General features: G+C 73.5%; 16 protein-coding genes. 8 read left to right on the top strand and 8 right to left on the bottom strand.

Annotated features, from left to right (window positions below; all coding sequences use genetic code 11):
• Nucleotides 1-2: 2 nt before the first annotated feature.
• The 3 genes from AC1RCS_RS14755 to AC1RCS_RS14745 all read right to left on the bottom strand — a co-directional run bounded on the left by AC1RCS_RS14755 (nucleotide 3) and on the right by AC1RCS_RS14745 (nucleotide 2,626).
• Nucleotides 3-392 (bottom strand): hypothetical protein, encoded by a 390-nt coding sequence (locus AC1RCS_RS14755; RefSeq protein ID WP_218298075.1) that lies wholly within the window; start codon nucleotides 390-392, stop codon nucleotides 3-5.
• A 10-nt stretch (nucleotides 393-402) separates the two neighbouring features.
• Complete coding sequence (locus AC1RCS_RS14750) at nucleotides 403-1,476, bottom strand: SDR family oxidoreductase (protein ID WP_218298076.1); 1,074 nt, start codon at nucleotides 1,474-1,476, stop codon at nucleotides 403-405.
• 256 nt (nucleotides 1,477-1,732) lie between these two features.
• On the bottom strand, nucleotides 1,733-2,626 hold the full coding sequence (locus AC1RCS_RS14745; RefSeq protein WP_255594965.1) for an oxidoreductase: 894 nt from the start codon (nucleotides 2,624-2,626) through the stop codon (nucleotides 1,733-1,735).
• Nucleotides 2,627-2,785: 159 nt separating this feature from the next.
• Between AC1RCS_RS14745 and AC1RCS_RS14740 the strand changes: the two genes are divergently transcribed.
• Nucleotides 2,786-3,760, top strand: a complete 975-nt coding sequence (locus AC1RCS_RS14740; protein ID WP_218298077.1) for a LysR family transcriptional regulator — start codon at nucleotides 2,786-2,788, stop codon at nucleotides 3,758-3,760.
• A gap of 37 nt (nucleotides 3,761-3,797) precedes the next feature.
• Here AC1RCS_RS14740 and AC1RCS_RS14735 read toward each other — a convergent pair whose 3' ends face one another.
• Nucleotides 3,798-4,598, bottom strand: coding sequence for an SDR family oxidoreductase (locus tag AC1RCS_RS14735; RefSeq protein WP_218298078.1), 801 nt, complete (start codon nucleotides 4,596-4,598; stop codon nucleotides 3,798-3,800).
• 143 nt (nucleotides 4,599-4,741) lie between these two features.
• Here AC1RCS_RS14735 and AC1RCS_RS14730 point away from each other — a divergent pair, with 143 nt between their 5' ends.
• From AC1RCS_RS14730 to AC1RCS_RS14720, 3 genes are all read left to right on the top strand, one after another.
• Nucleotides 4,742-5,665: a LysR family transcriptional regulator gene (locus AC1RCS_RS14730; RefSeq protein ID WP_218298093.1), complete on the top strand. Its 924-nt coding sequence runs from the start codon at nucleotides 4,742-4,744 to the stop codon at nucleotides 5,663-5,665.
• A gap of 118 nt (nucleotides 5,666-5,783) precedes the next feature.
• A complete protein-coding gene (locus tag AC1RCS_RS14725) occupies nucleotides 5,784-6,539 on the top strand; it encodes an aspartate/glutamate racemase family protein (protein ID WP_492245225.1) in 756 nt (251 codons plus the stop codon).
• Nucleotides 6,540-6,651: 112 nt separating this feature from the next.
• Entirely contained in the window at nucleotides 6,652-7,698 is a 1,047-nt protein-coding gene (locus AC1RCS_RS14720; RefSeq protein ID WP_492245224.1) for a serine hydrolase domain-containing protein, read from the top strand.
• 112 nt (nucleotides 7,699-7,810) lie between these two features.
• Here the strand turns inward: AC1RCS_RS14720 and AC1RCS_RS14715 are convergent, their stop codons facing one another.
• On the bottom strand, nucleotides 7,811-8,386 hold the full coding sequence (locus AC1RCS_RS14715) for a DUF1439 domain-containing protein (RefSeq protein ID WP_492245223.1): 576 nt from the start codon (nucleotides 8,384-8,386) through the stop codon (nucleotides 7,811-7,813).
• 76 nt (nucleotides 8,387-8,462) lie between these two features.
• On the opposite strand from AC1RCS_RS14715, the gene AC1RCS_RS14710 reads away from it, so the two are divergent.
• Nucleotides 8,463-9,356 carry an AraC family transcriptional regulator gene (locus tag AC1RCS_RS14710; RefSeq protein WP_369643688.1) on the top strand — a complete coding sequence of 298 codons (894 nt, stop codon included), beginning with the start codon at nucleotides 8,463-8,465 and terminating at the stop codon, nucleotides 9,354-9,356.
• Nucleotides 9,357-9,426: 70 nt separating this feature from the next.
• Nucleotides 9,427-10,356, top strand: a complete 930-nt coding sequence (locus tag AC1RCS_RS14705; protein WP_492245222.1) for a DMT family transporter — start codon at nucleotides 9,427-9,429, stop codon at nucleotides 10,354-10,356.
• Here the strand turns inward: AC1RCS_RS14705 and AC1RCS_RS14700 are convergent.
• Both AC1RCS_RS14700 and AC1RCS_RS14695 read right to left on the bottom strand, forming a co-directional pair.
• Nucleotides 10,353-10,604, bottom strand: a complete 252-nt coding sequence (locus AC1RCS_RS14700; protein WP_218298083.1) for a hypothetical protein — start codon at nucleotides 10,602-10,604, stop codon at nucleotides 10,353-10,355. The two genes, AC1RCS_RS14705 and AC1RCS_RS14700, sit on opposite strands and share 4 nt — an antisense overlap.
• A 176-nt stretch (nucleotides 10,605-10,780) precedes the next feature.
• Entirely contained in the window at nucleotides 10,781-11,296 is a 516-nt protein-coding gene (locus tag AC1RCS_RS14695) for a GNAT family N-acetyltransferase (RefSeq protein ID WP_492245221.1), read from the bottom strand.
• Nucleotides 11,297-11,516: 220 nt separating this feature from the next.
• Here AC1RCS_RS14695 and AC1RCS_RS14690 point away from each other — a divergent pair, with 220 nt between their 5' ends.
• Nucleotides 11,517-12,191: a DNA-3-methyladenine glycosylase gene (locus AC1RCS_RS14690; protein WP_492245220.1), complete on the top strand. Its 675-nt coding sequence runs from the start codon at nucleotides 11,517-11,519 to the stop codon at nucleotides 12,189-12,191.
• A gap of 9 nt (nucleotides 12,192-12,200) precedes the next feature.
• On the opposite strand, the gene AC1RCS_RS14685 is transcribed toward AC1RCS_RS14690, so the two are convergent.
• Nucleotides 12,201-13,085, bottom strand: coding sequence for a PA4780 family RIO1-like protein kinase (locus AC1RCS_RS14685; protein ID WP_218298085.1), 885 nt, complete (start codon nucleotides 13,083-13,085; stop codon nucleotides 12,201-12,203).
• Nucleotides 13,086-13,262: 177 nt separating this feature from the next.
• Here AC1RCS_RS14685 and AC1RCS_RS14680 point away from each other — a divergent pair, with 177 nt between their 5' ends.
• Nucleotides 13,263-14,117 carry a DUF3617 domain-containing protein gene (locus AC1RCS_RS14680; RefSeq protein WP_492245219.1) on the top strand — a complete coding sequence of 285 codons (855 nt, stop codon included), beginning with the start codon at nucleotides 13,263-13,265 and terminating at the stop codon, nucleotides 14,115-14,117.
• The last annotated feature ends 20 nt before the right edge of the window (nucleotides 14,118-14,137 follow it).

Genomic DNA, 14,137 nt, shown 5'->3' with positions numbered 1-14,137 from the left:
ACCTACGCCGGCGCGTGGATCACCGGCGCGCCCCGCCCCAGCGGATCGAGCGCCACCGCCAGCCGCGGGGCATCCGCCAGATCGGGCCGGCCCGTGCCGCCCAGGTCTTCCAGCGCGGTGAACTGGCCGTCCAGGAAGAGGAAGCTCGTCGTGCGCGCGATGTGCGCCAGCGCCTCCCGCGCACCGGCGAACCCGCTGCCCGTGGCCTGGTCGCCGTCGAGCAGGTAGGCGTAGGTGCCGCCGTCTCCCTCCTGCGACAGGCGCCCCAGGTCCACGAGCTTGTGCCTGACGTTGCTGGCGTACACGCGGCCCTGCAGCGCATACAGCACGAAGCGCGCGCCCGCGGGCGCCGGGGAGGGCGAGGCGGTGGTGGTGTTGGTGGAAACAGGCATGCCGGGCTCCTCACGATGAACGGCGGCGGGCGGCCCACACGCCAAGGCCCAGGCCGACCACGCCCAGCACGGCCACCAGGCCCATGCCGTGGCGCCGCGCATCGCGCTGGCCGCCATCGATGGCGGTGCCGCGCGACGGTGCGAACAGGTTGCCGTCGCTGCGGGGCGCGGGCCGGGCGCCGCGCAGCGCACGCTCGGTCACCCAGCGCATCGCGGCGCCCAGGCGCTGCGGCGCCAGGGCATGGACCACGCGGCCCGGCGCCGCACCGGCGCCCAGCCAGGTCACGGCCCTGGGCCGGTCGGCCAGCGCGGCCACCGCCTGGGCGACCCGGCGCGGGTCCAGCAGCGGAATGCGGGGCTGGATGCTGCGGCCCGTGTAGTTGGCGCCGTGCGAGAGGCCCGGCGAATCGACGAAGGTGGGCGCCACGTCGCACACATGGACCCCCGGCAGGTCCGACACCTCGGCGCGCAGCGCCTCGGAGAGTCCGCGCAGTCCGAACTTGCTGGCCGTGTACGCGGCCGCATATGGCGACGGCAGCCAGCCGCCCACCGAAATCATGTTGATGAGCGTGCCCTGCCCGCGTTCGCGAAAGTGCCGCAGCGCCGCATGCGCGCCATGCAGGTGCCCGAGCAGGTTGGCCTCCAGCACGCGGCGGTGCGCGGCCAGGGGCGTCTGGTCGAACCGCCCCACCGCGCCCACGCCCACGCCGTTGACCCAGACGTCGATGTGGCCATGGTGGCGCAGCGCCGTATCGGCCAGCCGGGCCACGGCATCGGCGTCGGTCACATCGGTGGGCACGCCCAGCGCCGCCGCCGCGCCCGCGTTGCGGCAGGCCATGGCCACCGGGGCCAGCGTGTCGGGGTTGCGTGCGGCGAGCACCAGGCACGCGCCACGCCGCGCGAACGCGAGGGCGGTGGCGTGGCCGATGCCACTGGACGCGCCGGTGATGACCACCACCTGCGCCGGGGGCGGTGGCGGTGGCAGCGGCACGGTGGCGGCATCGGCCGGGGAAACGGGATCGGCCGGCGCGGCCGAAGGAGCGCCCGGGAGCGCGGCGGGGGAAGTGGGGGAGGAAGACACCATGGCAGAAGAAAAGCGCTTGCTGGAGGACTGGGGAATGGCTGGCCCACGGGCTGGCGGCAATGCGGCAAGCCTGTGCCAGTTGTAGATCGTCCGCCGGCCCGGCGCTGTAGGACGGCTGCCAGAAAGCCTTGCGGACAGGACAGCACCGGCCGCGGCGGGCGGGCCGGCGGATCCGAGCCCCCATGGCATCCAGCGCTGTCTCCGCAATGCCCCAATGCTATTCATTCAATAGCGAACGCAGCCGGTGGCCGCCCCTTCACGCCACGGCCGTCCCGGCAGCCTGGGGAAAGTCCGTCGACGCGGCCACGGCGCTCCACTGCGCGGTCTCGGCGGCCACCCGCGCATGCTGCTCGGCGATGGTGCGCAGCGTGTCGGAGCCCAGGGGCAGGCGCACCGGCGGCATGGGGCTGGCCACCAGCTGCAGCAGGGCGCGGGCCAGCCGCGCCGGGTCGCCGGGCTGCTGCAGGTTGATGCCGGGCACCGCCTGGCGCACCACGCCCGCGCTGGCCGCATAGTCCTCCAGCACGCGGGGCGAGACCGCCAGCGACGCGCCATCCAGGAACTCGGTGCGGAAGTACCCCGGCTGCACCGCCGTGGCATGGATGCCCAGCGGCGCGAGCTCGGCGTGCAGCGCCTCGGTGATGCCCTCCACCGCGAACTTGGTGGAGCAGTACAGGCCAAAGCCGGCACTCGAGCGCACGCCCCCCAGGGAGGAAATGTTGATCACGTGCCCCGCGCGGCGCGCCCGCATGGCCGGCAGCACCGCGCGCGTGACGTTCAGCAGGCCGAACACGTTGGTGTCGTACAGGCGGCGCACCTCGTCGGCGGTGGCCTCCTCCACCGCCCCCATCAGGCCGTAGCCCGCGTTGTTGACCAGCACGTCGATGCGGCCGAAACGCGCGAGCGCGGCCTGGACGGCGTGCTGCGCCTGGGCCTCGTCGGTCACGTCCAGCGCCAGGGGCAGCAGCGCGCCCCCGCCGCCCAGGCGCTGGCCGACGGCTGCGACATCGCGCGCGGTGGCGACCACGGCATCGCCCTGGGCGAGGGCCGCTTCGGCGATGCGCGCGCCCAGGCCGCGCGAGGCGCCGGTGATCATCCAGACGCGGGAGGGTGAAACGGTGGTGGGGGTGGTCGTGTCGGCAAAAGCCATGGCGAATCCTTCGGGGGTTCAGGGGTGGTGGATGGGCTGGGTGGGCGCCTTGGCGGGCCCACGGGGGTGAACTGTAGGGAGCCCATTGACATAGGACTAGCCCATAATTCATGGATACATTCACAAGCGGCGCTTGCCAATCCACTCCCCAACCCCACCATGGCCATCAACGAACTGCGCGCCATCGCCAACTTCGTGAAGGCGGCCGAACTGGGCAGCCTGCGCCAGGCCGCCGCCACGCAGGGCATCACGCCCCAGGCCTCCAGCCAGCTGCTGGTGCAGCTCGAGGCGCACCTGGGCGTGCGGCTGTTTCACCGCACCACCCGCAGCCTGAGCCTCACCGAAGAGGGGCGCCAGTTCCTCGCGTCGGCGCAGCCCGGCCTGGCCACGCTGCAGCACGCCGTGCAGGGCGCACGGCGCGGCCGGGAAGAGATGGCGGGGCCGCTGCGCATCGTGGCGCCGCGCTCCATCCTGCTGGAGGTGCTCTGGCCGGTGCTCGACGCGTTCTGCCGCCGCCACCCCCGGGTGGAGCCGGACGTGCAGCTCGACGACCGCATCGGCAACTGGGTGGAAGACCGCGTGGACGTGGGCTTTCGCTCGGGCTATCCGCCCGAGGGCGGCGTGGTGGCGCGGCGGCTGCTGGCGCTGCAGCTCATCGTGTGCGCCGCGCCGTCCTACATCGCACGACACGGCGCGCCCGCCAGCATCGACGCGCTGGCAGCCCACACCTGCAGCGGCTTTCGGCACCCGTCCACGGGCAAGCCGATGCCGTGGGAATTCAAGGTGGGGGACGACATCGTCTCGCACGCCATCCCCGCCGCGTTCTGCACCAACGACATCGAGGTGGAAACCCGCGCCGTGCTGGGCGGGCACGCCATCGGCCAGCTGGTGGGCCCCACGGCCGCGCCGCTGGTGCGCAGCGGGCAGCTGGTGCCCCTGCTCACGCAGCACGTGGCCGAGCACCTGGGCCTGTACGTGTACTACGGCAGCCGCACCGCGCTGCCCGCCCGCGCGCGCGCCTTCATCGACCTGGCGGTGGAGATGGTGGCGAACAACCCCGCCCATGCGCTGACGCCGCAGGAGCTGGCGGCATCCCCCGGCCGCAAGGCCCGGCCGCGCAGGGCCAAGGGCTGAGAAAGAGAAACCGCCCCGGGCTCGCCCGCGCCGCGGCTCAGGCCGCGAAGCCGCCGTCGATGAGCAGGCTGGCCCCGGTCACCATGCCCGACTCGGGCCCGGCCAGGTAGGCCACCATGCCCGCGATCTCGTCGGGGTGCGCGTGGCGGCCGAGCGCCATCAGGCCGTGCATGCTGCCGGCCAGAGGGCCGTCGGCGGGGTTCATGTCGGTGTTGACGGGACCGGGCTGCACGTTGTTCACGGTGATGCCGCGCGGCCCCAGGTCGCGCGCCAGCCCTTTCGTGAGGCCCACGATGGCGGCCTTGCTCATCGCATAGACGCTGAACCCGGCCCATGGCACGCGGTCGGAATTGGTGCTGCCGATGGTGATGACGCGGCCGTAGGCGCCGCCTTGGCCCATGTGGCGCGCGGCGGCCTGCGTGGCCACGAACACGGCGCGCACGTTCACGTCGAGGGTGTGGTCGAAGTCCGCCAGCGCGAAGCTGTCCAGCTCGCCCGCCACCGCCACGCCGGCGTTGTTGACGAGGATGTCCAGGCGGCCCAGCGTGCGCGCCGCGCCGTCGATGGCCTGCGCGAGCGCCTGCGCATCCGCGCTGTCGGCCCGCAACGCCAGGGCCTTGCCGCCGTCCGCCTCGATGGCGGCCACCAGCGCCTGGGCGGGGGCTTCGGAGCTGCTGTACGTGAAGGCCACGGCCGCGCCATCGCGTGCCAGGCGCCGCACGATGGCCGCGCCAATGCCGCGCGCGCCACCGGTGACGAAGGCGGCCTTGCCGGCCAGCACGCGTGAAGCAGCGGCGGGCCCGGGGGCGGGGAGTGTGGTGTGGGGCACGGAAGACATGGTGTTTCTCCAGAAAAAGTGATGGTGAAGAGGAAGCGGTTCGTGGCAGAACCGGGAACACCTGCAGTGTCGGAAAACCATTGCACGGGCGGTAGCCATGAATGGGCTGGATCTATTTCAACCAGCAGTTGAAAATGTGGGCCATGCAGCCCCTGAGCCATCTCGAGTCCTTCGTCCATTCCGCCGAGTGCGGCAGCTTCTCGGCCGCCGCGCGGCAGATGGGCCTCACGCCGGCCGCCGTGAGCAAGAACGTGGCGCGCCTGGAGGCCAGCCTGGGCGTGCGGCTGTTCCAGCGCAGCACGCGGCGCCTCACGCTCACCGAGGGCGGGCAGCGCCTGCTCGCGCAGATCGGCCCGCCGCTGACGGCGCTGGCCGATGCGGTGGACCACGCGGCCGAGGCCGAGCAGCAGCCCGCAGGCACGCTCAAGGTGAGCATGGGCCAGGCCTTTGGCCGGGCCTACCTGGTGCCGCTGCTCACCGAGTTCTTGCAGCGCTACCCCGCCATCCAGCCCGACTGGCGCTTCGAGAACCGCCAGGTCGACCTGATCGGCGAGGGCTTTGACGCGGGCATCGGCGGCGGCCTGAACCTGAACCCCGACATGGTGGCGCGCACGCTGGGCCCGATCCACCTGGTGGTGGTGGGCTCGCCCGCGCTGCTCAAGGGCTGCAAGGCACCGCGCCACCCGGCGGACCTGGCGCGGTGGGACGGCATCGCGCGCCGCGCCATCCGCACGGGGCGCATCCCGGTCATCACGCTGCGCAACAGGGCGGGCGAGGCCGCCGCGGCCGAGTTCCGCCCGCGCGCCGTGTTCGACGACCCCGAAGCCATGTGCCAGGCCGCGCTGATGGGCCTGGGCCTGGCCGTGCTGCCCATGCCGTTCGCGCAGCCCTGGCTGGCCAACGGCGGCCTGGTGCGCGTGCTGCCCGGCTGGTGGGCAGACGCCGGCCCCACCTCGCTCTACTACCCCAGCAAGAAGCTGCTGCCCGCGCGCACCCGGGTGTTCGTGGATTTCGTGGTGGAGCAGTTCGCGCAGCGCGGCTTCGCGCAGCGGGTGCGCGGAGACTGACCCGCAGCGCCCGCGCGCAGGAGGCCGTGGCCCACCGGGCATGGCCGCGTGGGAAGCGCTGCTGGCATCATGGCGCCTGTCCGCCGACACGGCGCCCTCCGGCCACCCGCCCAACCGCATGACCGCTTCCATCACCCCCGCCCCTTCCATGCCTTCCAGGGCCGCGCCGCTGCACATCGGCATCGTGGGCTGCTCCGCCGAGGGCGCGGCGCTGTGCTACCGCACCATCTGCACCGAAGGTGCCGCGATCCTGGGCCAGGCCCATGCGCACCCCGAGGTGTCGATGCATACCCCCTCGCTGGCCGCCTATGTCGACTGCCTGGAGCGGGGCGACCTGCAGGGCGTGGCCGACCTCATGCTGGCATCGGCCCGCACGCTGGCACGCGCGGGCGCGGACTTCCTGGTCTGCCCGGACAACACCATCCACCAGGCCTTCGACCGCGTGGCCCCCCACTCGCCGCTGCCCTGGCTGCACATCGCCGAGGTGGTGGCCGCCGAGGCGGCGGCGCGGGGCCACCGGCGGCTGGCGCTGACGGGCACGCGCTGGCTGGTGGACAGCAGCGTCTATCCCGACAAGCTGGCCGCCCAGGGCCTGGCCTGCGTGCGCCCCACCGAGGCCGAGCGCACCGAGATCGGCCGCATCATCATGGACGAGCTGGTGCCCGGCGTGGTGCGGCCCGAGGCGGTGGCCACGTTCCAGCGCGTGATCGCGCGCATGCAGCGCGAAGAGGGCTGCGATGCCGTGGTGCTGGGCTGCACCGAGATTCCGCTCATCATCAGCGACGCGAATTCCGCGCTGCCCACGCTCGACTCCACGCGGCTGCTCGCGCGCGCGGCGCTGCGCAGGGCCGTGGGCAGCGGCGGCAGGGCCTGAGCGCAGGCGCGCGGCACTGTCCCCCGCCGCGCCGCCTTTGTTCTTTGGCCGGCGCAAAGGTTGCGGCGCCTACACTGCGCGCACCGTCCGTTCTTCGCCCGAAGGAGCCCGCATGCGCCCCCGCTGGACCCGCCGTTCGACCTGCATCGCCCTGGCCCTGCCCGCCTGCCTGGCCGCTGGCGCCGCGCTGGCCCAGCCGGCACCCGCCGGCGCCTGGCGCGAAGCCCCGGCCCCCGGCGAGCAGGCACTGGATGCCGCCGCCTTCCAGGGGCCCGATGCCGCGCTGGCCCGCGAGTTCACCGACGTGCAGAGCGCCGTGGTGGTGCTGGACGGGCGCGTGGTGTACTCGTTCTACCGCGACGGCGACGCCGAGAAGCTGCGCGACACGCAGTCCGCGTCCAAAAGCGCGCTGTCGGTGCTGCTGGGCACGGCCCTCGCGCAGGGCCGCATCGCCAGCGTGGACCAGCGCGTGGTGGACCTGGTGCCCGAGTGGGCCGGAGCCCACAGCGACCCGCGCGCGGCCGCCATCACGCTGCGGCACCTGCTCACGCTGACGGCGGGCTTCGCGGTCCGCGACGCCATCGGCACCGCCGCGCCGCTGCGCCCGCGCGATGCCTGGGCACGCCCGCTGACCAGCGCCCCAGGCCAGGCCTTCGCCTACGACAACTCGGTCGTGCCGCTGCTCGTCGCCGTGCTGGAGAAAGCCACGGGCATGCCCCTGGCCGACTACGCGCGCCAGCAGCTGGTGGGCCCCCTGGGCTTCGCCGAGCCGTCCTACCGGCAGGGCCTGCACCTGCGCACGCTCGACATAGCCAAGCTGGGCCAGCTCTACCTGCGGCATGGACGGTGGAACGGCCAGCCGCTGGTGCCCGAGGCGTTCGCCGATGCCTCGGTGAAGGCGCAGAACGCGGGCGGCCCGCCGGTGGGCCTGTCGTACGGCTACCTGTGGTGGGTGGTGCCGTCGCCAGCGCCGCGCCCGACCTTCCTGGCCAGCGGCTACGGCGGCCAGTTCATCTGGGTGTACCCACCCCTGGACCTGGTGGTGGCCACCACCTCCACGGTGTCGCCGGACAGCCACCGGCGCGGCCATGCGCTGCAGTGGATCCGCACGCAGGCGTTCGCGGCGGCCCAGCAGCGCGCGCAGGGCGCGCCGCGCTGACCCGCGAAAGCCGTCCAGGGAATTTCAGAAAAAAAGGCCTTCAGCGCCTATCCATTCAGCGCTAATAGCTATATTTTTAATAGCAAATGTAGACAAATGCGGACGACAGCGCTCAAGGCTGCGGCTTGTTCACGAAGGCCACCACCAGTCCCCGGGCCGTCACGGTGATGGGCCCCGGCTGCAGGCCCAGGCCGTCGAACACGGCCGTTTCCTGCGGGCGCAACTGGTGCAGCACCACCTCGCGCAGCGACTGCTCGGCGAGCACCGGGCCGTAGGCGTTGAGCATCTCGTTCACGGCCGGCTTGAGGCTCGGGAAATCCAGGCGCCCCAGCCGGATCTGGTGGGCACGCACCGTGCGGTCACCGGCCTCGTAGCGCAGCGCAAATTCCACATCGAACGTGCCCGCATGGCTGCGGCGCAGCGCCGGGCCCGCGACCTCCACGGCCATGGTGGCTCCCAGCCGGTTGGCCTCGGGCAGCAGGCGCAGGCGCGGCGCCTGCACGGCCAGGTCCACCAGCCCCTGCACCGGCACGCTGCGCGGAAACTTCTGCGCTACGGCCTCCTGCAGCTGCCCGAGCGGCACGGTGTAGCTGGGCTGGGCCCGGGCGGCGCGCAGCCCGGCCAGGGCGGAGGCCCCCCCCGCCAGGCCCCGCAGCGCGGTGCCCAGGAATCTTCTGCGGTGCACCATGCGTGCGCTCCTTTGCTGCGGTGATGGTGGTGGTGGGATCGGCCCCGGGCGGCGCGGGCCCGCAATAATCGGCGCCATGACGCCCCCGCCCGTGCACCATTGCCAGGTTTTTGCCTCTCCCTGGCAAGGTGTGTACTGCACACGCGCCGAAAGTTCCCGCCGCTACGGCAAGCACTGGCACGCAGTCTACGGGCTGGGCCTGCTGGACGACGGCGCGCAAAGCTCGGCCAGCGGGCGCGGGCCGGTGGATGCCTATGCGGGCGACCTCATCACCACCAACCCGGGCGAGGTGCACGACGGGCAGCCGCTGGGCAGCGCATCGCGCCGCTGGCGCATGGTGTACATCGAACCGGCGGTGCTGCAGGCCCTGGCCGACGACGAGGGCGCCGTGGCGGGGCAGGCCGGCATCGCGCTCACGCGCCCCGTGATCCAGGACGCCGCCCTGGCCCGCGCGCTCCACACCCTGGTCGCGCGCATCGCCCTGTGGAATGTGGTGCAGCCGCCGGCGCCGCCCACCGCAGCGATGGCCGGCGCCGTGGACCGCCTGGCCTGCGAGGAGTCGCTGGCCCAGACCTGCGCCCTGCTGCTGCAGCGCCACGCCAGCACGCCCCCGGCAACTGCCCCGCGCACCGCCCACGCCGCGCCCGCGCTCGGGCAGGTGCGCGACTGGCTGGCCGACGCGCCCCTGGCGCCCCCCACGCTCGCGCAGATGGCCGCCTTCGCCGGGCTCAGCCGCTACCAGCTGCTGCGGCGTTTCGCCGGCACCTACGGGCTGCCGCCGCACGCCTGGCTGCTGCAGCAGCGCGCCGAGCGCAGCCGCCACCTGATCGGCCAGGGCGTGGGCCTGGCCGATGCGGCGGCGGCCAGCGGCTTCGCCGACCAGAGCCACATGACGCGCATGTTCACGCGGCAGTTCGGCTTCACGCCGGGCGCGTGGCAGAAGGCCCGGCGCGGCCCGGCGGCGCAATAACGTTCAAGACGCGCCGCGCCAGACGCCGCAGACTGGCCGCTGATTCACCACTTCGGCAGGGTTTCCGGTCATGTCAGATTCACTCAAGGGCCAGCTGCTGTGCAGCCTGGCGATGGTGCTCGTGGGCAGCACGGTGGTGGCCAGCAAGGTCATCGGCCAGGACATCGAACCTTTTCTCGCCACCGTGCTGCGGCACGCGCTGGCGCTGCCCGTGTTCTTTGCGCTGATGCGCTGGCGCGGCCAGCGGCTGCCGCGCGTGGGCCGGCGCGACGCGGTGCTGCTCACGGTGCAGGCGGCCGCAGGGAGCGTGGGGTACTCGGTGCTGCTCATCCTGGGCGTCACGCTGTCGAGCGCATCGGACGCGGGCATCGTGGCGGGCACGCTGCCTGCCGCGGCCGCGCTGCTCTCGGCCGTGGTGCTGGTTGAGCGGCCCGCGCTGCGCCTGGTGCTGGCCATCGGGCTGGCCACGCTGGGCGTGATGGCCGTGGCTTTCTCGCCCGGCGGCGGCGGGGCCAGCCCCGCGCGGCTGGCAGGCATCGCGCTGGTGCTGGCCGCCGTGGCCTGCGAGGCGGTCTTCATCCTGGCCCACAAGCGCCTGGCGCGGCCGGTGCCCGCGCTGGCGCTGTCCACCCTCATGTCGGCGGGCGGCCTGCTGCTGTCGGCCCTGCCCGCCGCCTGGCTGGCGTGGCGCGCCGCCACCCCCCTGGCCTTCGGCGCGCCCGCGCTGGCGGGCGTGCTGTACTACGCGTGGGTGCCCACGGTGGGCGGCTTTCTGCTGTGGTACGCCGGCAGCGCGCGCACCAGCGGCGTGCGCGCCTCGCTGGCCACGGTGTGGCTGCCCGTGTCGGCCCTGGTGCTGTCGGTGCTGCTGCTCGGCGAGTCCGTGCGCCCCTGGCAATGGGCGGGCCTGGCCTGCGTGCTGCTGGCCATGGTGCTGGCGGCCAGGGGCGCCCCGGAGCGGGCGACGGCGCGCGGGGAACGGGCCACCCTGCGCGCCTAGCGCCCCACCACCGACCAGCCGGCCTGCTGGTTGGTCTTGTCGTTCTCGTACTCCCACGCGGTTCCGCAGCGGTCGCACACGTAGCGGGTGATGGTGACGGAGCCGTGGTCGCGGTCTTCCTTGCGATTGCCCCGCTGCACCAGTTCGGCATGGCCCGGCGCCTTGCGCCAGTTGCGCTGGATGCCCTGGCAGGGCTCGCACAGCGCCATGGGTTTGAGTTCGTTCTGTCGCGCCAGGTCTTTGGTCATGGGGGGGCAGCCTTGGGGGCCGTGGTGTCGGGGTGGGATTGCATGCTGCGGGGCGGCTACTGTAAGCCACCCGCGCACGCCCGGGCGAAACACGGCGCCCGAACCACTCCCCGCCACAGGCTCGGCAGCGCGCCGGCGCTGGATGGACCGGCGCAGCAAGCTATCAAAACAAGAGCTTAATGCGGCCCCAGCAGCTTGGCCATGCGCGCATTGCGCAGCACCACGCCCTGCCGCTCGGCGTGCTGGCGTGCCAGGACCTCGAAGCCGCTGGCGGCGAAGAAGGACTCGGCGGCCAGGCTCACATCGGCATGCAGCCGCGCGATGCCGCGCCGCGCCGCCTGCGCGTGGATGTGCGCCATGAGCGCGCGGGCCACGCCCTGGCCGGCCCAGCCGGGCGCGACGAAGAACTGGTCGATGTACCCCGCGGGCTGCAGGTCGGCAAACCCCGCGATGGCGTTGCCGTCCGCGGCCTGGGCGACGAAGGGCTGGTTGGCCCGCATGCGCGCGGCCCACTGCGCGGCGTCGTGCTGCGGAGGTGCCCAGGCCGCGAGCTGCCCGGGGGTGTAGTGCCTCGCGGCCAGGCCGTGCACCGACGCGTGGAAGACGGCGTGCAGCAGGGCTTCATCGCCGGGGCGAAAGTCGCGGATGAGGATCTCGGGCAGGGGCAGGGGCAGGGGCAGGGGCAGGGGCATGGGCGTGAAGGCGGACAGGACGGCGGGCGGCACGCGGGGTGGCCGCGCACGGGGGGGCAGAGGCAGGAAAAGCGCGCGATTGTGCCGCACGCCGGGGGCGCTGCGGCCCGACGGGACGCACCGGCGCTGCCTCGGGCTGCGGGGACGTAGGCCGTGGCGCACGGAAGTCCGGGATCACCCGCCGCGACGCCCTCCCCGACGCCCCGATAGCATTGCCCGCATGCCCCGCGCCCCTTCGCCCGCCCTGCACCTGCCCGCAACACCCCCGCCCGGCCCGCCGCTCGTGCGGGCCGTCATCGATTTCGCGGCCCCCGCGCACGAGGTGGCGCGGCGCCTGATCGGCGTGACGCTGCTCGTGGACGGCGTGGGCGGCCGCATCGTGGAGACCGAGGCCTACGACCAGTCGGACCCGGCATCGCACACCTTTGGCGGGCCCACCGCGCGCAACGCCGCCATGTTCGGGCCACCGGGCTGCGCGTACGTGTACCGCTCGTACGGCCTGCACTGGTGCATCAACACCGTGTGCCGCGAGGCCGGGCACGGCGCCGGCGTGCTGCTGCGCGCGCTGGAGCCCACCCACGGCATCGGCACCATGCAGGCGCGGCGCGGGCTGGAGGACGTGCATCTGCTGTGCGCGGGCCCCGGGCGCCTGGCCCAGGCGCTGGGCATCGATGCCAGCTTCAACGGACGGCCACTGCACCTGCCGCCATTCGCGCTGCTGGAGCCCGATGCGGCCGGCGCCCCCGGCTGCCACCCCGTCGGCGTGGTGGCCGGCCCGCGCATCGGCATTTCCAAGGCGGTCGATGTGCCGTGGCGCTTCGGGCTTCGCGGGTCGCGCTACCTGAGCCGCGCGTTTGCCGCTCCGGCGCGCGCTGGCGGGCCCGGCCGCCGCTGAAAGGACGCCTCAGCCCGCGGCCATGCGCAGCCTGCGCGCCGCGTCCTCGGCCCGCGCGTCGTCGATCTCGCGCAGCACCGCCTGCATGTCCACGTCGGCATGGTCCGGCGCGTAGCGGCCCGTGAGCGGCGTGGCGTTGTCGAGCAGGCCGCTCTGGAACAGGCTCCAGATCTCGGGGCCGTACTGGGTGCTGCGCAGCTCGGGCGCGAACTGGCCGAAGAAGTCGCGCAGGTTGGCCACGTCGCGCAGCAGCATGCGCTGGGCATGGTTGTTGCCGGCGGCGTCCACCGCCTGGGGCAGGTCGATGATGACGGGGCCATCGTGGCCGCCTTCGCCGCCTTCGCCATCAGCGCCGGGCAGGTGCGCCAGCAGGATGTTGAACTCCGACAGGTCGCCGTGCACGACGCCTGCGCACAGCATGCGCACCACCTCGGCCACCAGCGTGGCGTGGTGGGTGCGCGCGTCCTCGGGCGTGAAGCTCACGTCATTCAGGCGCGGGGCCGCGTCGCCGTGGGCGTCGGTCACCAGCTCCATCAGCAGCACGCCGTCGTGAAAGTTATAGGGCTGCGGCACGCGCACGCCCGCGGCGGCCAGGCGGTACAGCGCATCGACCTCGGCGCTTTGCCAGGCGGCCTCCTGCTCCTGCCGGCCGAACTTGCTGCCCTTGGCCATGGCGCGGGCCGAGCGCGAGTTCTTGACCTTGCGGTTCTCGGTGTAGTCCACCGCCTGGCGGAAGCTGCGGTTGTTGGCCTCTTTGTATATCTTGGCGCAGCGGGTGTCGTCCCCGCAACGCACCACGTAGACCATGGCCTCCTTGCCGCTCATGAGCTGCCGGACCACGGTGTCGATCAGGCCTTCCTCGATGAGGGACTGGAGTCTGGGGGGTGCTTTCATCGGGCCTGTGCGCTAGAGGGGAAGCGGACCATTGTCGCCGCATGGCCGGTGCACGGCCTTGGCGGGTGGGGGCGGGCGCGGCGGGCGCCACGTGCTGAACGACAATCCGGCGGCTGCCCGCCCCCGTGGGCACACCATCCCTTCCCCGCCGCGCCCAGCTCCCCGGAGACCTTCCCCATGCCCTTCGCCATTGCGCCCCCAGCCCCTGCCCTGCGCGCCGTCTTGCTCGGGTGCCTGCTGGCCTGTGGGTGCGCCGGGGCCGCGCAGCCGGCGGCGGCGGCCGGGTTCCGCCCGGGCGCGTACGCCGATGCGCTCGGCGGCCCGGCGGTGGTGTGCGTGACCTCGGAGCACATGGCCCGCCTCACGGCCGCCGCCTGGAAACTCGCCCTGCAGCAGCGCGGCGTGGACTGCACGCTCAGCGAGTCCGCCCGGCCGATGCCCGGCCACGAAACCTGGGCGGCCAGCTGCACGGGCCCGGCCCTGGGCGTCAGCGCCCCGCACCGCTACCGGTTCACGGTGCACGCCGACGGCGACCAGCTCGTCATCGACAGCAGCATGGCGGCTTCCGCGGGCCCGCCGATGATGATGACGAAGAAGGCCTTTGCCGGCAGGTACCAGGGGGCGTGCGCGCCCGGCCATCCGCCCCTGGACGTGGAGGCCTACCTGGACGGCATGCACGGCAGCGAAGGCACGCCCGCGCAGGCTGGCGCCCGCAAGGCGGTGGCCCTGGACCTCATCCGCTGCGGCCATGTGTTCAACGGGCTGTCGCTCGGCGTGGCGAAACCCCGGCAGGAAGGCATGCGCGCAGCAGCGGCGGCGATGATCGCGGCCGCCGTGGAGCTGCACCCCGGAGAGGGCGGCTTCCACCTGGAAGCGCTCAGGCAATCCGCGCCCGAGGTGTCCGCCGAGCTGGTGGGGGCGCCCGCGGAGAAGAAGTTTGCGCTGTACCAGTCGTGCAGCCCGTACCTGGAGCCGGAGGGTGTCGCGCGGGCCGTGCAAGGCCGCATGGCGGCGGACGCGGCCGCACGCTAGGCCCGTGGTACGCGATGCGC

The organism is Acidovorax sp. GW823-FHT01C06, assembly GCF_058798375.1.
Note: the sequence above shows the minus strand (reverse complement) of the source record. Positions and strands in the feature narration are given on the sequence as shown.